Here is a 23,973-nt window from a genome sequence, read left to right as displayed (position 1 = left end):
TATATTGACAAAATCCATACATTGACCTATAATAATACATGGAAACGCGAGAGCGTAGTGATATGATAAAGTTCATATAGGAAGGTCATTTTTCGATTACAGGAGCCAGATACCATGTTTAATGAAGTACCCGTTTTTGACTATGAAGATATTCAGTTAATCCCAAATAAATGTATCATTTCTAGCCGTTCTGAGGCAGATACGGCGGTCAAGTTAGGCAATTATACCTTTAAGTTGCCTGTTGTTCCCGCTAACATGCAGACCATTATTGATGAGGATGTAGCTGAAATGTTGGCTAGAAAGGGCTATTTCTACATTATGCACCGCTTTGATGAAGCGGGGCGTAAGCCGTTTATCAGGAGAATGCACGACCAAGGCTTGATTGCATCGATTTCCGTTGGCGTGAAGGACTATGAATACGATTTTGTGTCAAGCTTGAAAGACGATGTTCCAGAGTTCATTACAATCGACATTGCACATGGTCATGCTGATTCTGTTATCAAGATGATCAAGCATATCAAGACAGAACTTCCTGAAAGCTTTGTCATTGCAGGAAATGTTGGAACACCAGAGGCAGTTCGTGAGTTAGAGAATGCTGGTGCAGATGCGACGAAAGTCGGTATTGGCCCAGGTAAAGTATGTATCACTAAGGTTAAAACTGGTTTTGGTACGGGTGGCTGGCAATTGGCTGCGCTTCGCTGGTGTGCTAAGGCAGCTCGCAAGCCCATTATTGCAGATGGTGGTATCCGTACTCATGGAGACATTGCCAAATCAATCCGTTTCGGCGCCAGCATGGTTATGATTGGTTCCCTCTTTGCTGGTCACATCGAAAGCCCAGGTAAGACAGTGGAAGTAGATGGTGAGCAATTTAAGGAATACTTCGGCTCAGCTTCTGAATATCAAAAGGGCGAGCACAAAAATGTAGAAGGCAAGAAAATTCTTCTTCCTGCTAAAGGGCATTTACAAGATACCTTGACAGAGATGGAACAGGACTTGCAAAGTTCTATTTCGTATGCTGGCGGACGTGACTTGGCAAGCTTGACACGGGTTGATTATGTTGTCGTAAAAAACTCTATTTGGAACGGTGACTCTATCTAACTGAACAATACGAAAGCCTCTAGAAGATTCTAAAGGCTTTTCAATATGCCTATTTTGGCTAAATTCTTTTAAAAAAACTTGCGAAACAAGCTTCATTTTTTATATAATAGAAGGATAAAAGGATGAGGTGAAGTATGAAGCAGCTGGAAGAGCGAATTTTGCGAGATGGGCAGGTTTTGAGCAATACTGTCTTGAAAGTTGATTCTTTTTTAACTCATCAGGTTGATGTGGCTTTGATGAAGGAGATTGGGCAAGTCCTTTCGAATTTTTTTAAAGATGCGGGGATAACAAAAGTTGTCACAATTGAAGCATCAGGGATTGCACCTGCCCTTTATGTGGCTGAAGCATTAGAAGTTCCAATGGTATTTGCCAAAAAGTCTAAAAATATTACGATGACAGAAGGAATTCTCACAACAGAAGTCTATTCCTTTACGAAGCAACTCACTAGTCAAGTGTCAATTGCTGAAAAGTTTTTATCCGATTCTGATCGTATTTTGATAGTAGATGATTTTTTGGCAAATGGTCAGGCTACGATGGGCTTAATCGATATCATTGAGCAGGCCGGTGCGTCTGTTGAATCCATTGCGATTGTGATTGAAAAATCCTTCCAAAATGGGCGTCAAAGATTGGAAGAAGCAGGTCATAAGGTAGTGTCTTTGGCACGGATTGCATCTTTAGAGAATGGGCGTCTTGAATTTGCGCCAGCAGATGTCTGATATGGACTAGAAGCACACGTGGTGTGCTTCTTTTCTACTAAATGTATGAAAGGAGAACTGAAAGAATGTTTCACGCTAGAACAACGAGAGAAAAAGTTGTTTTATTTTTAAAAATTTTCTTTCCGATATTGATTTATCAACTAGCAACTTACTCTGCCTCTTTTATTGATACGATGATGACGGGACAATATAGTACACAGCATTTGGCGGGGGTCTCGATGGCCACAAGCCTCTGGAATCCTTTTTTCTCTTTAGCAACAGCTATCGTTTCCGCTCTTGTGCCGATTATAGGTCATCATTTAGGTCGGGGTGATAAGGAGCAGGTTCGTAAAGAACTACACCAATTTATTTATTTGACCGTGTTATTAGTTCTTATACTCTTTTTGATTGTCATATGCGTCGCCATCCCTGCCCTGTCATGGTTTCATCTGGAACCGGAAGTTTTAGCTGTTGGTCAGGGGTACCTTTCCTTTATTTTGATTGGGATTTTACCTCTTATTCTTTTTAGTGTATTTCGTTCCTTTTTTGATGCTTTGGGCTTGACCAAATTATCAATGTACCTCATGCTTTTATTGGTTCCTTTTAATTCATTTTTTAATTATATCCTGATTTATGGGAAATTGGGAATGCCTGAAATGGGTGGAGTAGGAGCTGGTTTGGGAACTTCTTTAGCTTACTGGGCAGTACTCATTGTAGTCCTCGTTGTGTCTATTTTTCATAATGCTATCCGTCCTTACGAAATTTGGAAATGGACTGGTTTTGAGAGAAAGAGATTTGTAGAAGGATTTCGTTTGGGATTTCCCATTGGCTTACAGACTTTTGCGGAAGTGGCAATTTTTGCTGTGGTGGGGCTATTGATGGCGAAATTCTCCTCTCAAGTAATTGCGGCCCACCAAGCAGCAATGAATTTTGCAACCTTGATGTATGCTTTTCCAGTGAGTATCTCTATGGCTTTACCCATTGTGATTTCTTATGAAATGGGCGCTAAAAGATTTATAGCTGTTAAAGAATACACCAAGATTGGCCGACTGATAGCCTTTGCTTTTTCGGCTTTAACCGTAAGCTTTATCTTTGTATCTCGTGGACGGGTTGCCTTTTTATATGGTGACGATCCGATCTTTATTAAACTCACATCTGAATTTCTAGTTTATGCTCTCTTTTTCCAATTGGCAGATGCTTTCACTGCTCCTTTGCAGGGAATTTTACGAGGCTATAAAGACACGACGATGCCTTTTGTTATTGGTGTCAGTACCTATTGGAGCGTTGCTATTCCATTGGCATTGTTGTTAGAATACACGATTGACCTTGGACCGGTTGCCTACTGGGTAGGCTTGATTATGGGGATATTTGCTTGTGGTATTCTGCTACAAAGACGATTAAGAAAACTAGAGAAGAGAATGTTGAGTCTCTAACATTCTCTTGAGAGATGTACGAAAAGAGGAAATCTAAATGGATAATCAAATGCAAGCTGCTGTCATCTATGAAGCAGGTGGACCTGAACAATTGTTTGTAGAAAATCGACCAATTCCTCAAGTTAAAGAGGGCTGGAGTTTAGTAAAAGTGAAAGGATTTGGGATTAATCATTCTGAAATTTTTACCAGAAAAGGATTGTCGCCAAGTGTTCAATTTCCAAGAATATTAGGAATCGAGTGCGTTGGTGAAGTTGTAGAAACTACTTCAAATATGTTCTCAGTTGGGCAGAAAGTAGTCTCCATCATGGGTGAAATGAGCAGAGATTTTGATGGTTCGTATGCGGAATATGTCCTCTTGCCTAATCAGCAAATTTTTCCAATTTCGTCATCGTTAGATTGGTCTGATTTGGCTGCAGTTCCTGAAACATTTTATACCGCCTTTGGTGCTTTTGAAAACTTGATGGTAACAGAGTCAGACCGCATTTTGGTCCGTGGGGCAACAAGCGGAGTTGGCATTGCCTTTATGAAGCTGGTCAAGGCTAAATTCCCACATATTCACATCACGGGAACGAGTCGAAAATCTGAGAAATTTTCTCTGTTACTAGAAGCGGGATTTGATCAGGTCATTGAAGATAGGGCAGGAAAACTTCAGACAACAGCACAGTTTGATAAAGTGTTGGAGTTGATTGGCCCTGCAACGATAATGGATACTTTGAAACATGTCCGAGAAAGAGGGATTGTCGCCAGTGTTGGTCAACTAGGTGGAAAATGGTTTTTAGAAGACTTTGATCCAATTATGGCTTTACAAAACAATGTCTACCTTACAACCTTTTATTCAGGGAATGTTGATGGTAAAAAGATGCAGACAATGTTTGATTTCATTGAAGAATTTTCAGTTGAGGTTCATCCTGAAAAAATTTACACCTTGCCCCAAATCGTAGAAGCACATCATTATCTAGAAAGTAGTAACAGCTATGGTAAAGTAGTTGTCATAAATCAATCATTGTAAAGGAGAATATATGAAATTCATTTGGTCCTATTTACGTTCCAAGCACAAATGGTTAGCCTTGGATTTGCTAGGCGGATTTTTATTTGTCGTTGTTAATTTGGGAATGCCAACGATTTTGGCACGAATGATTGACGAAGGCATTACGAAGAACAATACCGAACGACTCACATATTGGGCTCTGATCATGCTCGTCATTGTAGTATTGGGAGTTATTGGTCGGATTTCCTTGGCCTATGCTGCTGGGAAATTGACCACTACCATGATCAAGGAGATGCGGATGGACATGTATGCCAAGTTACAAACTTATTCGCATCACGAATATGAGCAAATCGGTGTGTCATCCTTAGTAACACGGATGACGAGCGATGCCTTTGTCCTTATGCAATTTGCAGAAATGAGCCTGCGGATGGGGGTTGTAACACCGATGATGATGATTTTTTCGGTGATTATGATTCTGTTAACTAGCCCTTCCTTGGCTTGGATTGTGGCAGTAGCGATTCCTTTCTTGATCATCGTTGTTGCTTATGTGGCAATTCACTCTCGTCCGATTTCAACACAACAACAAAAAACATTGGATAAAATCAACCAGTACGTTCGTGAAAATCTGATGGGTCTGCGTGTGATTCGTGCCTTCTCTCGTGAAGAGTTTCAAGAAGAGCGCTTTGATGGGCAGAACCAGACCTATTCAGACATTTCCACGCGCCTCTTTACCTTGACAGGCTTAACAGAGCCATTGTTTGTGCAAATTATTATTGCGATGATTGTCTCAATTGTCTGGTTTGCGCTCGATCCACTCTCAAAAGGTCATTTACAAATTGGGGATTTGGTAGCCTTTATCGAGTATAGTTTCCATGCTCTCTTTTCATTCTTGATGTTTGCCAATCTCTTTACCATGTACCCTCGGATGGCGGTTTCTAGTAGTCGGATTCAAGAAGTCATGGATATGCCGATTTCTATTTCACAAAATGAAGATGGGATTACTGAGACTGATACACACGGCTATCTAGAATTTGAAAATGTCACCTTTGCCTATCCTGGCGAGACTGAAAGTCCTGTCTTGCACAACATTTCTTTCAAAACGAAACCGGGTGAAACTATTGCCTTTATTGGTTCAACTGGTTCTGGAAAATCGTCACTGGTCAATTTGATTCCACGATTTTATGATGTGACCTTAGGAAAAATCTTGGTGGATGGTGTGGATGTCCGTGATTACAATCTCAAGGCTCTTCGGCAAAAGATTGGTTTTATCCCACAGAAAGCTCTGCTATTTACCGGAACAATCGAAGAAAACTTAAAATATGGGAAGCCGGATGCGACCTATCCTGAACTAGACCGAGCTTCTGAGGTGGCGCAAGCTAAGGAATTTATCGAAAGTCGAGAAGAAGGCTACGACACTCATCTTGCTGAAGGCGGAAGCAACCTATCTGGTGGCCAAAAGCAACGCTTGTCTATCGCACGCGCCGTTGTGAAAAAGCCCGATATCTATATCTTTGATGATTCTTTCTCTGCCCTTGATTATAAGACAGATGCGACTTTACGACGTCGTCTGAAAGAAGTCACTGGGGATGCTACCGTTCTCATCGTAGCACAACGTGTTGGAACCATTATGGATGCAGATCAGATTATTGTCCTAGATCAAGGTGAAGTAGTCGGTCGTGGCAGACACGAAGAACTCATGGTGAGCAACGAGATCTATCGTGAAATCGCCAATTCACAATTAAATAATCAATCATTAACAGAGGAAGGAGCATAAAATGAAACAAAAATCAGTATTTCTACGTTTGTGGGATTATTTGAAGCACTACAAAGGCTCCCTCTTTCTAGCTATATTTCTTAAAATTGTAGCAGCTGTGATGAATGTCTTGGAACCATTTGTATTAGGACTTGTCATCACTGAATTGACCAAAAATTTGCTGGATATGGCGAATGGTGTCCCAGGAGCTACTATCAACAGTCACTATGTTTTTTGGGTATTAGTGATTTATGCCATTCGTGCTCTTTTTTATGAATTGGGGGCTTACGGGTCTAACTATTACATCACAAGGACGGTGCAACAAAGTATTCGTGATTTGCGAAATGACCTCAGTGAGAAAATCAATCGCATTCCTGTGTCGTATTTTGATAAACACCAATTTGGGGATATGCTTGGTCGGTTTACCAGCGATGTCGAGACGGTTTCAAATGCTCTACAACAATCTTTTTTACAGATTATCAATGCTGTCTTGAGCCTAACCTTGGTGATTGTAATGGTACTCTATCTAAACTTCAAACTGGCTTGGATTGTGATTATCAGCATTCCGATTACGTACATTGCTGCGCAAAGTATTCTCAAAAAATCCCAACCCTATTTCAAGCGTCAAGCCAACGTCCTTGGGGATATGAATGGTTTTGTACAAGAAAACTTAACAGGTTTTAATGTTTTAAAACTCTATGGACGTGAGGAAGCTTCTACAGAAGAGTTTGCCCGAATTACAGATGAATTGCAGCATGTGGGTTTCCGTGCAAGCTTTATGTCAGGGATTATGATGCCAGTCTTGCATGCCATTTCTGATATGACTTATCTCATTGTGGCTGTCTTGGGTGGTCTTCAAGTCATGGCAGGCAAGATGACTATTGGGAATATTCAAGCCTTTGTCCAATATGTTTTCCAAATCGGACAACCCATTCAAACACTAACCCAGTTGGCAGGGATTTTGCAAAGCGCCAAGTCTTCCTTAGAACGGATTTTTGAAGTTTTGGATGAAGCGGACGAAGTAGCAGAAGTGACAGAAACACTAGAGCAAGATTTGACTGGTCAAGTAAGCTTTAGCAATGTGGACTTTCAATATGTTGCAAACAAACCGCTGATTCGTGACTTTAATTTAGAAGTCAAACCGGGTGAAATGGTAGCCATTGTGGGGCCAACTGGAGCTGGTAAAACAACGTTAATTAATCTTCTCATGCGCTTTTATGATGTAACAGCTGGAAGCATTACAGTGGATGGACATGATATTCGTCACCTTTCTCGTCAGGATTACCGGAAACAGTTTGGGATGGTCTTGCAGGATGCTTGGCTCTATGAAGGAACGATTAAGGAAAACCTTCGTTTTGGAAATCTGGAAGCAACCGACGAAGAAATTGTTGAAGCAGCCAAGGCAGCCAACGTAGACCACTTTATTCGTACTTTGCCAGGTGGCTACAATATGGAAATGAATCAGGAATCAAGCAATATCTCGCTAGGGCAAAAACAACTCTTGACGATTGCCCGCGCCCTGCTAGCAGATCCGAAAATTCTCATTCTTGACGAAGCGACATCATCTGTTGATACTCGCTTGGAATTGCTGATTCAAAAAGCTATGAAACGCTTGATGCATGGTCGGACCAGTTTTGTCATTGCTCACCGTTTGTCAACCATTCAGGAAGCCGATAAGATTTTGGTGCTGAAAGACGGACAAATCATTGAGCAAGGCAATCACGAAAGTCTCTTGGCAGATAAAGGTTTCTATTACGACCTCTACATGAGCCAGTTCAGTCAAGCAGAGGAAGCATAAGGAAACAAAAGATACCTCCAAACTTGGAAGTATCTTTTTCTATTCTTCTAAAAAATATCCTTGTCGTACCAATTCCTTTTGATAATGCCGATTGTAAGTAAAGGCAAAATATAAATGGACTAAGGCGCTAGGAATACCGATTCGAAAATGATATCCATCTGCTAACCACGGGAAAGAAAAGCTAACTACAGCAGCTGATAGTACGAAGAGGATCAGTGCCCATTTCCAGTCTTTCCTAAGCAGTGGCACCCAAAATCCAAAAAAGAGAATCGTCCAAGAAAAACCTTCTGGTGCCAGATGTCTGTCTCCTCTTGCATTAACATAGACTTTTTTCATTGCGCTATTCCTCGACTGATTTGTTTTTCCGCTTCATCTCTCCATGTGGGTAGTAGGTGCCTTCTGGCATATCATTGATAAAGACATGGATGGCTTCTTTTGGAGCTTTAGCAATACGAGAAACGACTTCTGTAACCTCACGAGCTAACTCGATTTTTTGCTCCTCTGTGCGTCCTTCAAATAAGTCAATTTTTACAAATGGCATAAGTTTTCTCCTTTAATGATTATTAATTTCAGTATAGCATAGTTCTTTAAAAATAACTGAAGTTTTCATTTATCTCGTTTTTTCTGTTGTAAATGAGCCTTTTATGATAGAATAGTAGGAGTGAGTTTTAAAAGGAATGGAATGTGAACATGGCACAGTTATATTATAAATACGGCACAATGAATTCAGGAAAGACGATTGAAATCTTGAAAGTCGCCCATAATTATGAAGAGCAGGGCAAGGGCGTTGTCATCATGACAAGTGCGCTTGACACGCGTGACGGTTTTGGAATGGTTTCTAGCCGAATTGGCATGCGTCGCGAAGCTATTGCCATTGATGATAAAATGGATGTGTTTGCCTATGTTGCAAATCTGCCCGAGAAACCATATTGTGTATTGATTGATGAAGCACAATTTTTGAGTAAGCAAAATGTGTATGATTTTGCACGGGTCGTTGATGAATTAGGTGTCCCGGTCATGGCTTTTGGACTAAAAAATGACTTTCAAAATCATCTTTTTGAAGGATCGCGTGAGTTGCTTTTGCTAGCGGATAAGATTGAAGAAATTAAAACGATTTGTCAGTATTGCTCCAAGAAAGCCACCATGGTCTTGCGAACAGAAGACGGACATCCTGTCTATGAAGGTGCACAAATCCAAATTGGCGGCAATGAGACTTACATTCCAGTTTGCCGAAAACACTATTTCCATCCAGAAATTTAAGACATCGCAAGGTGTCTTAAATTTTCTTTTTTATCCAGTAAGGAATGCAGATAAGTCCACCATTTTATGATATAATGAAATCTGATAATATTATGAATTTACAGTATGAGGTAATAAAACAATATGAATATCTATGATCAGTTACAGGCTGTTGAAGATCGCTATGAGGAACTTGGCGAATTGCTTAGTGACCCCTCTGTCGTGTCTGATACGAAGCGGTTTATGGAATTGTCTCGTGAGGAGGCAAATACACGCGAAACAGTAACAGCCTATCGTGAATACAAACAAGTCATTCAAAATATCGCAGATGCGGAAGAAATGATTAAGGATGCTGGTGGTGACCCAGAATTAGAAGAAATGGCGAAAGAAGAGTTGAAAGACTCAAAAGCTGCTAAGGAAGAATACGAAGAAAAATTGAAAATTCTTCTCTTGCCAAAAGATCCGAATGACGATAAGAACATTATCTTGGAAATCCGCGGTGCTGCTGGTGGCGATGAAGCAGCTCTCTTTGCTGGAGACCTCTTAACCATGTACCAAAAGTTTGCGGAAGCACAGGGCTGGCGCTTTGAAGTCATGGAAGCTTCTTACAACGGCGTTGGTGGTATCAAGGAAGTGGTAGCTATGGTATCGGGCCAATCGGTTTATTCTAAGCTCAAATACGAATCCGGTGCTCACCGTGTGCAACGTGTTCCTGTGACAGAGAGTCAAGGTCGAGTGCATACGTCGACCGCGACAGTCCTTGTCATGCCTGAAGTGGAAGAAGTGGAATATGACATTGATCCAAAAGACCTCCGTGTAGACATCTATCATGCTTCTGGTGCTGGTGGACAGAACGTCAATAAGGTTGCGACAGCCGTTCGTATCGTTCACTTGCCAACCAATATCAAGGTGGAAATGCAGGAAGAACGGACGCAACAGAAAAACCGTGATAAAGCCATGAAGATCATCCGCGCGCGTGTAGCAGACTACTTTGCCCAAATCGCTCAAGACGAGCAAGATGCCGAACGGAAATCAACCGTTGGGACAGGTGACCGTTCAGAACGGATTCGTACCTACAACTTCCCACAAAATCGTGTCACTGACCACCGCATTGGCTTGACTCTACAAAAATTAGACACGATTTTAGCTGGAAAACTAGACGAAGTAGTAGATGCTCTTGTTCTTTACGATCAAACACAGAAACTTGAGAAATTAAACAACTAATGACTTATGGAGAATTGTTAGCGAAATTAGAAGCTAACTTAGAAAAACTTGGAGAGGAAAAAGAAGCCCTCTCTTATGTTTTTAAAGACATCAAGGGTTGGACAAAAACAGATTTGATTTTGAATTTACGCCATCCTATCCCAGAAACAGATGCAAAACTCTTGCAGGAGATTTTTGACAAACTCTCGCAGCATATTCCTGCTCAGCACATAACTGGAAAAGCCTATTTTGGCAATTTAACCTTAAATGTGACGCCTGATGTCCTCATTCCTCGTCCAGAGACAGAAGAGTTAGTAGATTTGATTTTAGCGGAAAATAGCAGAGCAGACTTGCGCGTGTTGGACATTGGGACAGGAAGTGGAGCTATTGCCCTCGCATTGAAGCAGGCAAGACCTGATTGGCAGATTACAGCCAGTGATATTTCAGCGGAAGCTCTCCGTATTGCACAAGAAAATGCAGAGAGAGCAGCCTTAGATGTCTCTTTTGTCCAATCAGATGTTTTCGAAAATATTCATCAGATGTATGACATCATTGTTTCAAATCCGCCCTATATTGCCCTTGAGGACAAGGAAGAAGTCGAACAAAATGTCTTACAACACGAACCGCATACCGCTCTCTTTGCAGATGAAAATGGGTATGTAATCTATCGGAAAATTCTTCAAGAAGCAAACGAGCATCTGAATAAAAAAGGAAAAATTTACTTTGAAATTGGTTATAAGCAAGGGCTTGGTTTAAAAAAACTAGCTTCTGATTTCGTGCCAAACTTCAGTTGCAACATACTTCAAGATGCTTTTGGAAAGGAAAGGATGGTAACAATTCATGCAAATGAGTGAAATCCGAACAATCCTTGAAAAGGGGGGCGCAGTTGTTTTACCGACTGAAACAGTCTATGGTTTATTTGCCAAGGCATTTGATGAAGACGCAGTAGAGCGAGTCTACGCTTTAAAACAACGCCCAAAAGATAAGGCCATGAATTTAAACGTTGCTAGTCTAGAGGATATTTTTCGGTTCAGCCAAAATTCACCTGTTTTTTTAGAAAAAGTGTATAATAGATTTATGCCCGGTCCCTTAACGATTATCTTAAAATCGAACAAGAACGTTCCTTTTTGGATTAATTCAGGCCGGGATACAGTCGGTTTTCGTGTTCCAAAACATGAAAAAACCTTACAAATCATTCGTGATACTGGTCCCTTAATCGGACCATCTGCCAATATTTCAGGTGCGTCTAGTGGTGTTCGTTTTGAATCGATTATCCAATCATTTGCAGAACCTGTTGAGGGAATTGCTGATGATCAAGCTATTACTGGCGTGGATTCTACGATTTTAGATTTGTCTGGACCTGTTGCAAGGATTTTGCGGCAGGGGGCAATCACAAAAGAAGACTTACTTCGAGCTGTTCCTGAATTGACATTTTAAAGGAGACAGAAAATGATTTTTGATAAAGAAGATTATAAAGCTTACGACGCTGAATTATGGAATGCAATTGCTGCTGAAGAACAACGCCAACAGCACAATATTGAATTGATTGCCTCTGAAAATGTCGTATCTAAAGCAGTAATGGCTGCACAAGGCTCTATTTTGACGAATAAATACGCTGAGGGCTATCCAGGTCGTCGCTATTATGGCGGGACTGAATGTGTTGACGTCGTCGAAAATCTGGCCATTGAACGTGCTAAGGAAATCTTTGGTGCAAAATTTGCAAATGTACAACCACATTCAGGAAGTCAGGCCAATGCTGCAGCCTATATGGCTCTTATCAATGCAGGCGATACCGTCTTAGGCATGGATTTGTCAGCTGGTGGGCATCTGACACACGGTTCACCTGTCAATTTCTCAGGCAAGACTTACAATTTTGTGGCTTACGGGGTGGATCCTGACACCGAACAATTGGATTATGACGCCATTCTTGAACGTGCCAAAGAAGTACAACCTAAATTGATTGTAGCTGGAGCGTCTGCTTACTCACGTATCATTGACTTTGCCAAATTCCGTGAGATTGCTGATAGCGTTGGTGCAAAATTGATGGTGGACATGGCTCATATCGCTGGTCTTGTTGCAACTGGACTTCATCCAAATCCAGTACCGTATGCTGACGTGGTTACAACTACAACACACAAAACCCTTCGTGGCCCGCGTGGTGGTTTGATTCTGACCAATGATGAAGAATTGGCGAAGAAAATCAATTCTGCTGTCTTCCCTGGTATGCAAGGTGGCCCATTGGAGCACGTTATCGCGGCAAAAGCAGTGGCCTTCAAGGAAAATCTTGATCCAGCCTTCAAAGAATACACGCAACAAATTATTAAAAACTGTCAAGCAATGGCTGAAACCTTTGCGGAAGATGATAACTTCCGAGTGATTTCAGGTGGCACAGACAACCATGTCTTCTTGGTTGACGTGACAAAAGTCATCGAAAACGGAAAAGAAGCGCAAAACCTTCTTGATGAAGTGAATATCACCCTAAATAAAAACTCTATCCCATTTGAAACCCTTTCACCATTCAAAACATCTGGTATTCGTATCGGTACTGCAGCTGTGACAGCTCGTGGTTTTGGCGAGGAAGAGTGTATTCAAGTTGCAAAATTAATTATGAAAACATTAGAAAATGCTGGAAACGACCTCGTGCTTGAAGAAGTACGCAAAGAAGTGCGTGCATTGACCGACCGTTTCCCACTTTACGAGAATTAACATGGATTTATACATTAAACAAGCTGTTTTACATCAGTTTACTCCAGATGATACGGAGCTGGTTTTTGCAAACCAGCTCTTAACTATCACCCCAAAAATTGAAGAATATATTCGCAAAAAAATCGAACGCGTCTATTCTGATGAAGCTAAAACTGGCCTACTTGAAGTGGGGAATCCTTTTTTGGCAGCTATCGAAGATGATTTGATACAGACTTCTGTTCGGATTGCGCAGCTATGGAAAGAAGAATTTGTGGTTTCTGAAAATCAGAAGACCAATGATTTACTTTTTGTTTTCTTCGAAAAAAATGGAGTAGAGCACTTTTCTTTTTTACGAATCGGTTTGCGAGAAAGTCTGGTTCATATTTCAGACAGCAGTGATGCACCATTGAAACTCACGCAGAACAATCTTCCTAGTGCAGGATCAGCTCCAGATGAAGCGGTGATTATTAACTTGACATCACGCAAATATCATTTAATTGAGAAACGAATTAAATACAATGGAACTTTTTTAAATTATTTTTCTGATCATCTCTTGCAGGCTAAACCAACCGTTTCAGCGAAAAAATCCATTCAAGCAGTAGAAAAGACTGCTCAGAAAATTGCGGATACCTTCCAACAGGGAGATTTTCAATTCCAGTCCAAGGTCAAATCAGCCATTTTCTCTGATTTAGAAGAAGATGGAGAATTGTCTCCTGAAAAATTGGCCAATCAGCTGTTTGATCAGAATTTGACAGCGCGCCTTAGCTTTGTTGATGAATTAAAAGATATTGTCCCTGAGAAGATTCGCTTTGAAGAGATTGACACAAGTCGTCAGCTCAAGAAATTTGAAAATCAAAAACTATCCTTATCTAATGGCATCGAATTAATCGTACCAAATGCCATTTACCAAGATGCAGAATCTGTTGAATTTATCCAAAACGACAATGGAACCTACTCCATTTTAATCAAGAATATAGAAGATATAAAGAACCATTAATATGAAAAAACTAACAAGAACGCTCACCCTGGTCGTCCTTGTTTTCCTAGCCTATCATACTTACCATATTTGGAAAAATGTCAAGCAAGTCATGACCTATCAATCCTTAGTACAAGAAGTCCTTGCTGAAAATGACACAAAAGCCAATGAAGAGCTGGTATTAGCTATGATTTACACGGAGACCAAGGGACAAACTGCAGATGTCATGCAGTCCAGCGAGTCTGCCACAGGCTACGCCAATACCATCAGTGATAGCAAGGAAAGTATCCGTCAGGGGGTAGAATACCTGAGTCAAAATATCGCAGCAGCAGAAGAGGCGAATGTTGATGTTTGGACAGCGGTACAGGCCTATAATTACGGCCCTGCCTATATCCAATATATCGCTAAAAATGGTGGGCATAATAGCATTGAATTAGCAACAACCTACTCAAAAGAAGTGGTGGCGCCAAGCCTTGGAAATACGACTGGCGAGACCTATACTTATTACCACCCCATTGCCCTTATGCATGGAGGTAAACTCTATGTCAATGGTGGCAATATATATTATTCACGACAGGTGAATTTTAATCTTCAGTTGATGAGAATCATGAATTTATTCTAAAACCGCTTTATGCGGTTTTTTTGAACGAAAAAATCTTGATATGCTACGTATAACAAGTATTGACTTAACAGTCAATACTAACCCTATCAGCAAATAGGAGAAGGAGAAAGAATATGAGTTCAAAGATATTTAAACTGACTGATTCAGTTACCGTTCAATCAATTGGTGTTGCGTTAGAGCAATTTTTTATGGAAAAGAAGGATATGATTGCAGAAGGAAAAGTAACTCCTCAAGGTTATTTTGTCCAAGCTAAGAAAAAAGAAAATTGGAAAAAATTTGTGGGAATGGATAATGCCAATCAAGTTCAATTCTTTGATATGAACAATGGAACTGTAAATGTTCAACTGGGTGAAGCTAAGTGGGCAGATAAAATTTTAACAGCAGGAGCTGGAGCAGTAGTATTTTCACCGCTTTTGGTAACTTCCGCACTTGGAGCGTGGCAGCAAAAAACAATTACCTGATGAAATTTTTGAATTTATCGAGTCATTTATCATTTCTGGTGGAAAATCAGTGACAGTTTCCATGACCTCTAGTATTATGGCTACTGAGAATCAGGTTGCTTGTCCAAGTTGTAACGCTAGAAATTCAGTACATTCTAAATTTTGTATGAGTTGTGGTGCGGGGCTGTTTGAAACTGTAACGCCCAATTAGCAATCGGTACAAAATTCTGCTCAGAGTGTGGTTCAAATGTTCAACAAGCGAAGCAAAAAAATTGTGCTGGTTGTGGTCATGAAGTAGATCCTAATGCAAAATTCTGTAATAACTGTGGAATGGCTCAATAATTTGTCACATAAATGTCTTCTAAAACGAATCGAACACAGATTCGTTTTTTCTATTCTTTTGAAAAGTGGTATAATAAAGGAAAAGAAAGGTGGAGTTAACCGATGACTAGGAATATTTTTATTACAGGGGCAACAAGTGGGATTGGAGAAGCAATTGCCCATGCATTCGCTCAAAATGATGACAATGTAATTCTGACAGGAAGAAGGACTGAGCGTTTAACAAGTGTGAAAGAGACACTGGAAAAAGAATACGGTGTAACTGTTTGGACTTATCCTCTAGATGTGACAAGAGCGGATATGGTAGAAGAAGTCTGTCGAAAAGCACTAGAAGAAGTAGGACAGGTAGACGTTCTTGTCAATAATGCTGGATTAGCCTTGGGCTTGGAACCTTTCCAAGAGTATGCGGTGGAAGATATGCTGACGATGTTGGACACCAATGTCCGTGGTTTATTATTGGTAACGCGTCAGCTATTGCCTCATATGGTGGAACGGAATCAAGGGCATATCATCAATATGGGCTCAACAGCAGGAATTTATGCCTATGCAGGCGCAGCAGTCTATTCTGCCACTAAATCAGCTGTAAAAGTGCTTAGTGATGGCATTCGAATTGACACGATTGCTACCGATATTAAGGTAACAACGGTACAACCTGGGATTGTTGAAACAGGATTTAGTGAAGTGCGTTTTCACGGGGATAAAGCGCGCGCAAAAACGGTTTACCAAGGAGTTGAGGCTCTGCAGGCAAAAGATATCGCTGATATCACGCTTTATATTGCGAACCAACCAAAGCATGTGCAAATCTCAGATATTACCGTCATGGCAACACAGCAAGCTACCGGGTTCACCATTCATAGAGAAAATTAGAAAAGGAGTTACGATATGAAAAAGAATAGAATTGTAGCAATCCTTGCTGTAGTAGTTCTTGCTGTAATAGCGACTATCTTTGCTTTTTCGATGAAATCCTCGGATACGTTGCATCAGCAAACCAGTGCGAGCTCTAAGCAGCAAGCGGTGTCTTCTACAAGCACAAGTAGAGCAACTCAAAGCACAACAATCAATCAGCCGACAACAGCTTCTAGCGCAACGTCTGCTCCTTCGGTAGATCCGTTTGCTGGATTACAAACTACCCAAATGGACCTTGAGGCCATTTCACAAGGTGATTTCACGAGCATCATCGGGACATGGAAAAATAGTCACGGTCAAACTCTGATCTTTAATACATTTGGTCTCGTTCATGAAGGCCTTGCCTTAGCCCAATACGGAAGCTATGAAGGTGGAATGTATATGGTGAGTGTCACTCCCACGAATGGGGGAGGTACTGGTGCATTTGCCTTAAGCATGGTGCCAGCTGGAACCACCATTTCAGACGTCTACCTGCAAGATACATCAGATGTCTCGGATACCAGTCGAGACCGTATGTTTGCGACGCAAGCGCTAGTTCCAGCAGAAGCTTTAAAAAATGATACCTATTACCGTGTAACGGAAAATGCAAAGATTCATCTTGACAGTGGTGATCGTACCGTTGATTACGCCAATAAGATTCTAGGAAATCGAAATTGGCAAGTAATTGAAAGCAATTATAACCGAACAGAAGCTATCCCATTTGAATTAATTCAAGGAGAGAATCAGTCACTTTACCGCATTTATCAAAATGGCGTGATCATCTCAGAAAATACAAATCAAATTATTTACCGGCCGTAAAACTTGATATAATAGCAAAGGGAGATGATACTCATGACTTTACAAATTAAAATTGATTTCTTCTCAAATCAGTTGGTTGAGGCAATTGGGGCAGGAGTCTATCAAGTAAGTATCCAAAAAGAAAATGGTGAATGTGCCCCTCTTTACATTGGTGAATCTGTTTTTGTACTTGTTCGTTGCGCTACCCACTTATTTGAATTTAAGAAAAATCCAGCTTATTTCGGTTTTAATGAAAAGTCTATAAACAATTCAAATATCACCTTAAAATTTGAATTATGTTCTCAAATTGACAATCGTCAAGAACGAAAACAATATGAGAAAGAGCTCATTAAAAAAACAATGGAGCTTCAGCCTATCATCTGTCAAAGCGGAATAAGTGATAGAATGAAGGGAATTGATTTAAAAATTGATGCACTTAACACCTTCTTAAATCAACAAGTCACACAATAGAAGAAAATAAAAAGACATTACAGTTTTAATCTAGCTGTAATGTTTTTATGTATATGTATTATTCGTATTTTTTGGAGACAATCCAAATGTATTTATCTCATTTTAACACTTTTTATAATAGGCAAAATGCTGTTAAATCAAGGATTCTTAGCCAAAGTTACTTATATGTATTATTCCCACTCTACAGTTGCAGGTGGTTTACTTGTAATATCGTAGACGATGCGGTTGACGTGGTCTACTTCGTTTACGATACGTGTTGAAATTTTCTTGAGAACATCCCATGGGAGTTGAGCAAAATCTGCGGTCATACCGTCGATAGAAGTGATGGCACGGATAGCGATGGTGTAGTCATAGGTACGACCGTCACCCATAACGCCGACTGAACGAANACCTGTGTTTACAGTGAAGTATTGCCATACATCGCGGTCGAGACCTGCTTTTGCAATTTCTTCACGTAAGATAGCGTCAGATTCACGAACGGTTTCCAGTTTTTCAGCAGTGATTTCCCCCATCACGCGGATAGCAAGGCCAGGTCCTGGGAATGGCTGGCGCCAAACAACTTCATCTGGCATGCCAAGTGCAGTACCAAGTGCGCGTACTTCATCTTTAAACAAGGTGTTGAGTGGCTCGATGAGTTTGAACTGCATGTCTTCAGGAAGTCCACCAACATTGTGGTGCGATTTGATGGTTTGTGCAGTTTCAGTTCCTGATTCGATAATATCTGTGTAAAGAGTTCCTTGTGCTAAGAAATCAACATCGGTGAGTTTACTTGCTTCATCGTCAAAGACGTAAACAAACTCATTACCAATAATTTTACGTTTTTTCTCAGGATCATCAACACCTGCTAAAAGACTCAAGAAGCGCTCAGAAGCATCCACACGGATAATGTTAAGACCAAATTTCCCACCAAGCATGTCCATCACTTGGTCGCCTTCATTTTTACGAAGAAGGCCGTGGTCAACGAAGATACAGGTTAACTGATCACCGATAGCGCGTTGAAGAAGGACACCAACGACTGATGAATCCACACCACCTGAAAGACCAAGAAGAACTTTTTTGTCTCCAACCGTTTCACGGATTTTCGCAATTTCCATGTCGATGAAGTTATCCATTGACCAGTCGCCTCGCGCTCCACAGATATTGACTGCGAAATTTTTAAGCATGTCATTGCCGTAAACAGAGTGACGTACTTCGGGGTGGAATTGGATACCGTAGAAATTTTTCTCTGTATTTTCCATCGCAGCAAATGGACAGTCAGCAGAGTCTCCTACTAAATGGAAACCTTCTGGAATTTCAGTAACAGCATCGCCATGGCTCATGAGAACAAGTTGTTCTTCAGGTGTTCCAGCAAAGAGTTTTGATTCTGCGCGGAGACGGAGTGTTGATTGGCCATATTCACGATTTCCAGCTTCACCTGCAGGAACAACTTTACCACCGAGAGTGTGTGTAATCAGTTGCATACCGTAGCAAATTCCCAAAATTGGAATTCCAAGCTCAAAGATTTCTTCGTCAATACCAAAAGCATTGTCGGCATAAACAGAGTTTGGTCCCCCAGAGAGGACAATTCCGATAGGATTGATGGCACGAAGCTCATCTGCTGTAATTTTATGACTTTTAAGTTCTGAAAAAACACCAAATTCACGGATACGACGCGCAATCAGTTGATTGTACTGGCTACCGTAATCGAGAACGATAATTTTTTGAACATCTTGATTTGTCATTCTTTTTCCTTTCATTTTGAAAAAATACCAAATTATGTTATCTATTTTACCATAAAAGCGAACAATTTACAGTAGGGATGGAGAAAAAGATAGAATTTTGGTAGAATAGTAAAAAGAAATGAGGAATGAGAATGACACCAGCTTATATTGCAATCCATGATCAGATAAAAGATGAAATTGACAAGGGCATTTGGAAAATTGGGCAACGGCTGCCAAGTGAGCGAGACTTGGCGGACACTTTTCAAGTATCACGAATGACGCTGCGCCAAGCCATTACTCTCCTAGTGGAAGAAGGAGTGCTGACTCGAAAAGTCGGTTCCGGTACCTATGTCGCAAGTACGCGCGTGCAAGAAAAAATGCGGGGAACCACCTCCTTTACTGAGATTATCCAGCTCCAAGGAAAAACACCTTCTAGTAAACTTCTTTCCTATATTCGTACACACCCAAATGAGCAGGAATGCAAGCAACTGAATCTCAAACAAATAGATACAATCATCCGCATGGAGCGGGTTCGTTATGCTGATGATGTACCTGTTGTTTACGAAGTAGCCAGTATTCCAGCCAATTTAATTGAAAATGTACGCAAAGAAGAGGTAACGAATCATTTCTTCAAAACATTAACAGATAATGGTTATGAAATTGGAAAAAGTCAGCAAACAATTTATGCACGCTTAGCCAGTGAAAAGGTTGCAAAACACCTTCAAATTACTAAGAATGAAGCGATTCTAGCCTTGCGTCAAGTTTCTTATCTGACAGATGGTCGACCTTTTGAATATGTAAATAGTCAGTATGTTGGTGATCGATTTGAGTTTTACTTGGAGAATAATTAGTTTGCATAAAAAATGTTATGTAAATTAACAAGAAATCAACCGCTAAATAAGCGGTTTTTGTCTTTTACGTATTAAAATGACAAGATTTTTGGTATAATAAAGATTATGGAAATTGAAAAAACCAATCGCATGAATGCTTTGTTTGAATTCTATGCTGCGCTTCTGACAGACAAGCAAATGAATTATATCGAACTTTATTACGCAGATGATTACAGTCTAGCAGAGATTGCTGAGGAGTTCGGTGTCAGTAGGCAGGCTGTTTATGATAATATCAAACGTACAGAGAAGATTTTAGAAGATTATGAGATGAAGTTGCACATGTATTCGGACTATATTGTCCGTAGCCAAATCTTTGATGAGCTAGCAGAAACTTACTCAGAAGATTCTTTTTTACAGGAAAAAATTGCTATTCTCAGTAGCATTGACAATCGCGATTAACAAACCGAAGGAGATTACACACTTACTATGGCATTTGAAAGCTTAACAGAGCGCCTACAGGGCGTCTTTAAAAATCTACGTGGCAAGCGCAAACTTTCTGAAAAAGATGTACAGGAAGTGACTAAAGAAATCCGTCTAGCCTTACTAGAAGCGGACGTAGCACTCCCAGTTGTCAAAACTTTTATCAAACGAGTACGTGAACGTGCTGTCGGTCATGAAATCATTGATACACTAGATCCTACTCAACAGATCGTCAAAATTGTCAACGAAGAATTGACAGAGATTCTGGGTTCTGAAACTGCAGAGATTGAAAAATCACCAAGAATTCCAACCATTATCATGATGGTCGGTTTGCAGGGTGCTGGTAAGACCACTTTTGCAGGAAAATTGGCAAACAAGCTCATCAAAGATGAAAATGCTCGTCCAATGATGATTGCGGCCGATATCTATCGTCCAGCAGCCATTGACCAATTAAAAACACTGGGTCAACAAATTAACGTTCCCGTATTTGATAGAGGAACAGACATTCCTGCTGTCGAGATTGTGAAACAAGGTTTAGAGCAAGCACGTCAAAACCACAATGACTATGTTCTCATCGATACAGCAGGTCGTTTGCAAATTGATGAAGTGCTCATGCAAGAATTGCGTGATGTCAAAGAACTTGCGCAACCAAATGAAATTTTGCTTGTTGTCGATAGCATGATTGGTCAGGAGGCGGCCAATGTTGCCCGTGAATTCCATGCTCAACTTGATATCACAGGGGTTGTCTTAACCAAGATTGATGGGGATACTCGTGGTGGTGCGGCGCTTTCTGTCCGCGAAATCACTGGTCGCCCGATCAAATTCACCGGTACTGGTGAGAAAATCACAGATATTGAGACTTTCCACCCAGACCGCATGGCCAGTCGTATCTTGGGAATGGGAGACCTTCTCACTCTCATTGAAAGAGCTAGCCAAGAATATGATGAGAAAAAATCAATGGAACTCGCAGAAAAAATGCGGGAAAATACCTTTGATTTCAATGATTTTATCGAGCAACTAGACCAAGTTCAAAACATGGGACCAATGGAAGATCTACTTAAAATGATTCCAGGTATGGCAGGTAATCCAGCCTTAGCCAATATCAAAGTAGATGAACGTGACATTGCCCGCAAGCGTGCGATTGTATCTTCCATGACCCCAGCTGAACGTGAAAATCCAGACCTCTTGACGCCAAGTCGTCGTCGTCGTATTGCTGCAGGTTCAGGCAACAGTTTTGTTGACGTTAACAAATTCATCAAAGACTTTAATCAAGCCAAATCCATGATGCAAGGTGTCATGTCAGGCGATATGGACAAGATGATGCGACAAATGGGTCTTAATCCCAATAATATGCCGAAAAATATGCCGAATATGGGAAATATGGACATGTCCGGTCTTGAAGGCATGATGGGCGGATCTGGTATGCCTGATTTGTCAGCTCTTGGTGGCTCAGGCATGCCTGATATGAGCCAAATGTTTGGTGGAGGCATCAAAGGTAAGGTTGGTCAATTTGCTATGAAACAAGCGATGAAACGACAAGCTAACAAGCTTAAAAAAGCCAAGAAAAAACGGAAGTAAAACATGTCTATTTAAAAGGTAATTCTTAAAAATGTCTATCTTGATAGACATTTTTTGTTTTGTCTGTTATAATAGACAAAAAGGAGGTAGTTTACGATGGCGTATATTGCAATAATTGGTGATTTTATTGATTCTAAAAAATTAAAGAATCGCTTTGAAGTACAAGAAAAACTTCGTAAAACGATGAACGACATCAACCAGACCTATAAAATGCATCTTGCCTCTCCCTTTACGATTACCATCGGAGACGAATTTCAGGCCTTGCTCTATCCAAATCAGAATATTTTTCAGATAATCGATCTAATTCGGTCAGAACTATATCCCGTTCACATCCGATTTGGGATTGGAATCGGTGATATTGTGACAGATATTAACCCTGAGCAAAGTATTGGTGCAGATGGCCCTGCCTACTGGAATGCCCGCTCTGCCATTGACCTAGTGCATGATAAAGATGATTATGGAATGACCAATATCCGTGTTTCTCTGGGGCAAAAAGAGAATTTGCAGGAGAGGATGCTAAATAGTTTGCTGGCAAATGGGGAGTTCATTCAAGCAAAATGGACGGACAAGCAACGAGCAATGTTGCAACAGTTGCTGTCTACACAGCAATATGATGAAAGTTTCGACCATCAGAACTTAGCTAGGGATTTAAGAATCGAGCCTAGCGCCCTCACCAAACGCCTAAAAGCTAGTGGATTAAAGGTATATCTGCGAGGACGAAAACAAGCTGGTCAAGTCTTATATGATTGGAGTTGCGATAACAAGGAGGATAAAAAATGACAGGAATTCACTTTCTAGGAGAAAATCCGTTATTACTGACGCTATTTATTGTCCACCTCTTAAGTGATTTTCATTGGCAAAGTCAAGAAATGGCAGACCGAAAAAATTCTGATTGGCTCACTCTCGGAAAGCATTTAACAATTGTTGCTCTACCTTTAGTATGTTTGGCAATCTTACTACCAGAAATGCGTTTGATCAACGCCTTTATCTTTCTTAGTCATGTCATCATTGACAGTATCAAGCGAATGTTGCCAGCTACTTGGATGAGGACAAACCAACAACGGCAAATTGCCTTTGTAGTGGACCAACTTGCTCATTTACTTGCTATTGTGCTGATTTACAAGTCCCTATGGACAGTAAAAGTAAATGATACACCACTATGGTGGTTCCAATGGGAATACCTGCTCCGTATAACACTCTTTATTCTCATTATTACAAAACCGATGAATATCGTCTTTAAACTTTTCTTCAGCAAATATCAGGTGAGAGAGTTATCCAAGCTATTGTTAGAGAAAGCCACGCCGACACCACAACAAAAAGAAATACAGGAAGAGACAGTAGCAGGAGCGGGTGCTCTGATAGGCAATCTAGAGCGAATTATCATGGGCTTATTCTTGATTTTAGGGCAGTATGTCGCCATCGGCCTCGTCTTCACTGCCAAATCAATCGCCCGCTATGATCGCATTTCAAAAAGTCAGGCCTTTGCAGAATATTACTTAATTGGTTCTTTATTTAGTATTATTTCAGTTCTTGTCTTCTATATGATAATTTTCTAATTTTACATAATATATTTTATGTAAATAAATTATAAAAATCTCTATCCATATGTTAGATAGAGATTTTTATAATGTTATCCTATTTACTTCGTAATAGTATAGGAATTGTGGTGCAAATACAGTATAGCAAACGATGGATTTTATTGATAGACTATCAGAATCAATCAGAGCAGCCTGACACTATAAAAACATTAAAAAATCAAAATCTTGATCAACGGTCATAGTTACTTACAATGGTAGCACAAGAAATGCACCTGATCAAAATTTCCTATTTTACGTTTTAAATTAGGATATTCTTAGTAAAATGTACTTTAAAATTTTTTCCAGTTATCTTAACAAAACTAAAAATTTATGTACTTTATATCTAACAGTACCTAAACCCTTGATACATCTATAATTGAAGCAT

The 23,973-nt window shown here is 40.3% G+C and carries 26 protein-coding genes and 1 pseudogene; 24 read left to right on the top strand and 3 right to left on the bottom strand.

Going from position 1 to position 23,973, the window contains the following annotated elements:
* Window positions 1–114 precede the first annotated feature (114 nt).
* The 6 genes from guaC to A3I9_RS0108990 all read left to right on the top strand — a co-directional run bounded on the left by guaC (window position 115) and on the right by A3I9_RS0108990 (window position 7,765).
* The gene (guaC, locus tag A3I9_RS0109015) at window positions 115–1,098 is read left to right on the top strand and encodes a GMP reductase (protein ID WP_018378702.1); all 984 of its coding nucleotides are present in this window, start codon (window positions 115–117) and stop codon (window positions 1,096–1,098) included.
* A 134-nt stretch (window positions 1,099–1,232) separates the two neighbouring features.
* Complete coding sequence (locus A3I9_RS0109010) at window positions 1,233–1,814, top strand: xanthine phosphoribosyltransferase (RefSeq protein ID WP_018378701.1); 582 nt, start codon at window positions 1,233–1,235, stop codon at window positions 1,812–1,814.
* 65 nt (window positions 1,815–1,879) lie between these two features.
* Entirely contained in the window at window positions 1,880–3,226 is a 1,347-nt protein-coding gene (locus A3I9_RS0109005; protein ID WP_018378700.1) for an MATE family efflux transporter, read from the top strand.
* 37 nt (window positions 3,227–3,263) lie between these two features.
* On the top strand, window positions 3,264–4,235 hold the full coding sequence (locus tag A3I9_RS0109000) for a zinc-binding dehydrogenase (RefSeq protein WP_018378699.1): 972 nt from the start codon (window positions 3,264–3,266) through the stop codon (window positions 4,233–4,235).
* Window positions 4,236–4,245: 10 nt separating this feature from the next.
* Window positions 4,246–5,988 carry an ABC transporter ATP-binding protein gene (locus A3I9_RS0108995; protein WP_018378698.1) on the top strand — a complete coding sequence of 581 codons (1,743 nt, stop codon included), beginning with the start codon at window positions 4,246–4,248 and terminating at the stop codon, window positions 5,986–5,988.
* Window position 5,989: 1 nt separating this feature from the next.
* Window positions 5,990–7,765, top strand: a complete 1,776-nt coding sequence (locus A3I9_RS0108990) for an ABC transporter ATP-binding protein (protein ID WP_018378697.1) — start codon at window positions 5,990–5,992, stop codon at window positions 7,763–7,765.
* Between the two features lie 39 nt (window positions 7,766–7,804).
* Here the strand turns inward: A3I9_RS0108990 and A3I9_RS12750 are convergent, their stop codons facing one another.
* Both A3I9_RS12750 and A3I9_RS0108980 read right to left on the bottom strand, forming a co-directional pair.
* Window positions 7,805–8,101, bottom strand: a complete 297-nt coding sequence (locus tag A3I9_RS12750) for a hypothetical protein (protein ID WP_018378696.1) — start codon at window positions 8,099–8,101, stop codon at window positions 7,805–7,807.
* Between the two features lie 4 nt (window positions 8,102–8,105).
* Entirely contained in the window at window positions 8,106–8,306 is a 201-nt protein-coding gene (locus A3I9_RS0108980; protein WP_018378695.1) for a 4-oxalocrotonate tautomerase, read from the bottom strand.
* A 149-nt stretch (window positions 8,307–8,455) separates the two neighbouring features.
* On the opposite strand from A3I9_RS0108980, the gene A3I9_RS0108975 reads away from it, so the two are divergent.
* The 13 genes and pseudogenes from A3I9_RS0108975 (at window position 8,456) to A3I9_RS0108920 (ending at window position 17,423) form a co-directional block, all read left to right on the top strand.
* The gene (locus A3I9_RS0108975) at window positions 8,456–9,025 is read left to right on the top strand and encodes a thymidine kinase (RefSeq protein WP_018378694.1); all 570 of its coding nucleotides are present in this window, start codon (window positions 8,456–8,458) and stop codon (window positions 9,023–9,025) included.
* Window positions 9,026–9,148: 123 nt separating this feature from the next.
* The gene (prfA, locus tag A3I9_RS0108970) at window positions 9,149–10,228 is read left to right on the top strand and encodes a peptide chain release factor 1 (protein ID WP_018378693.1); all 1,080 of its coding nucleotides are present in this window, start codon (window positions 9,149–9,151) and stop codon (window positions 10,226–10,228) included.
* Window positions 10,228–11,061: a peptide chain release factor N(5)-glutamine methyltransferase gene (gene prmC / locus A3I9_RS0108965; protein WP_018378692.1), complete on the top strand. Its 834-nt coding sequence runs from the start codon at window positions 10,228–10,230 to the stop codon at window positions 11,059–11,061. The genes prfA and prmC overlap by 1 nt, the downstream gene beginning before the upstream one ends.
* Window positions 11,054–11,644 carry an L-threonylcarbamoyladenylate synthase gene (locus tag A3I9_RS0108960; RefSeq protein WP_026217413.1) on the top strand — a complete coding sequence of 197 codons (591 nt, stop codon included), beginning with the start codon at window positions 11,054–11,056 and terminating at the stop codon, window positions 11,642–11,644. The genes prmC and A3I9_RS0108960 overlap by 8 nt, the downstream gene beginning before the upstream one ends.
* 12 nt (window positions 11,645–11,656) lie before the next feature.
* Window positions 11,657–12,913, top strand: coding sequence for a serine hydroxymethyltransferase (glyA, locus tag A3I9_RS0108955; protein WP_018378690.1), 1,257 nt, complete (start codon window positions 11,657–11,659; stop codon window positions 12,911–12,913).
* A gap of 1 nt (window position 12,914) precedes the next feature.
* The gene (locus A3I9_RS0108950) at window positions 12,915–13,889 is read left to right on the top strand and encodes a nucleoid-associated protein (protein WP_018378689.1); all 975 of its coding nucleotides are present in this window, start codon (window positions 12,915–12,917) and stop codon (window positions 13,887–13,889) included.
* Window position 13,890: 1 nt separating this feature from the next.
* Window positions 13,891–14,490 (top strand): lysozyme family protein, encoded by a 600-nt coding sequence (locus A3I9_RS0108945; protein WP_018378688.1) that lies wholly within the window; start codon window positions 13,891–13,893, stop codon window positions 14,488–14,490.
* A gap of 113 nt (window positions 14,491–14,603) precedes the next feature.
* On the top strand, window positions 14,604–14,951 hold the full coding sequence (locus tag A3I9_RS0108940) for a hypothetical protein (protein WP_018378687.1): 348 nt from the start codon (window positions 14,604–14,606) through the stop codon (window positions 14,949–14,951).
* A 61-nt stretch (window positions 14,952–15,012) separates the two neighbouring features.
* Complete coding sequence (locus tag A3I9_RS13880) at window positions 15,013–15,141, top strand: zinc-ribbon domain-containing protein (RefSeq protein WP_425423181.1); 129 nt, start codon at window positions 15,013–15,015, stop codon at window positions 15,139–15,141.
* A pseudogene (locus A3I9_RS13875) lies at window positions 15,135–15,272 on the top strand (double zinc ribbon domain-containing protein); the annotation flags it as partial. The gene A3I9_RS13880 and the pseudogene A3I9_RS13875, both read left to right, overlap by 7 nt.
* 102 nt (window positions 15,273–15,374) lie before the next feature.
* The gene (locus A3I9_RS0108930) at window positions 15,375–16,136 is read left to right on the top strand and encodes an SDR family NAD(P)-dependent oxidoreductase (RefSeq protein ID WP_018378685.1); all 762 of its coding nucleotides are present in this window, start codon (window positions 15,375–15,377) and stop codon (window positions 16,134–16,136) included.
* A 15-nt stretch (window positions 16,137–16,151) separates the two neighbouring features.
* Complete coding sequence (locus tag A3I9_RS0108925; protein WP_018378684.1) at window positions 16,152–16,973, top strand: DUF6287 domain-containing protein; 822 nt, start codon at window positions 16,152–16,154, stop codon at window positions 16,971–16,973.
* A 33-nt stretch (window positions 16,974–17,006) separates the two neighbouring features.
* Window positions 17,007–17,423, top strand: coding sequence for a hypothetical protein (locus A3I9_RS0108920; RefSeq protein WP_018378683.1), 417 nt, complete (start codon window positions 17,007–17,009; stop codon window positions 17,421–17,423).
* A gap of 170 nt (window positions 17,424–17,593) precedes the next feature.
* Here the strand turns inward: A3I9_RS0108920 and guaA are convergent, their stop codons facing one another.
* Window positions 17,594–19,144 carry a glutamine-hydrolyzing GMP synthase gene (gene guaA / locus A3I9_RS0108915; RefSeq protein ID WP_018378682.1) on the bottom strand — a complete coding sequence of 517 codons (1,551 nt, stop codon included), beginning with the start codon at window positions 19,142–19,144 and terminating at the stop codon, window positions 17,594–17,596.
* A gap of 131 nt (window positions 19,145–19,275) precedes the next feature.
* On the opposite strand from guaA, the gene A3I9_RS0108910 reads away from it, so the two are divergent.
* The 5 genes from A3I9_RS0108910 (at window position 19,276) to A3I9_RS0108890 (ending at window position 23,567) form a co-directional block, all read left to right on the top strand.
* Complete coding sequence (locus A3I9_RS0108910; RefSeq protein WP_018378681.1) at window positions 19,276–19,974, top strand: GntR family transcriptional regulator; 699 nt, start codon at window positions 19,276–19,278, stop codon at window positions 19,972–19,974.
* 105 nt (window positions 19,975–20,079) lie between these two features.
* Window positions 20,080–20,412, top strand: coding sequence for a putative DNA-binding protein (locus A3I9_RS0108905; protein ID WP_018378680.1), 333 nt, complete (start codon window positions 20,080–20,082; stop codon window positions 20,410–20,412).
* A 27-nt stretch (window positions 20,413–20,439) separates the two neighbouring features.
* Window positions 20,440–22,011 carry a signal recognition particle protein gene (gene ffh, locus A3I9_RS0108900; RefSeq protein ID WP_018378679.1) on the top strand — a complete coding sequence of 524 codons (1,572 nt, stop codon included), beginning with the start codon at window positions 20,440–20,442 and terminating at the stop codon, window positions 22,009–22,011.
* A gap of 96 nt (window positions 22,012–22,107) precedes the next feature.
* Window positions 22,108–22,791: a SatD family protein gene (locus A3I9_RS0108895; RefSeq protein WP_018378678.1), complete on the top strand. Its 684-nt coding sequence runs from the start codon at window positions 22,108–22,110 to the stop codon at window positions 22,789–22,791.
* Window positions 22,788–23,567, top strand: a complete 780-nt coding sequence (locus A3I9_RS0108890) for a DUF3307 domain-containing protein (protein ID WP_018378677.1) — start codon at window positions 22,788–22,790, stop codon at window positions 23,565–23,567. The genes A3I9_RS0108895 and A3I9_RS0108890 overlap by 4 nt, the downstream gene beginning before the upstream one ends.
* Window positions 23,568–23,973 lie beyond the last annotated feature (406 nt).

Source organism: Streptococcus ovis DSM 16829 (genome assembly GCF_000380125.1).
Classification (GTDB): domain Bacteria; phylum Bacillota; class Bacilli; order Lactobacillales; family Streptococcaceae; genus Streptococcus; species Streptococcus ovis.
This window is presented reverse-complemented; position numbering and strand designations above follow the sequence as displayed.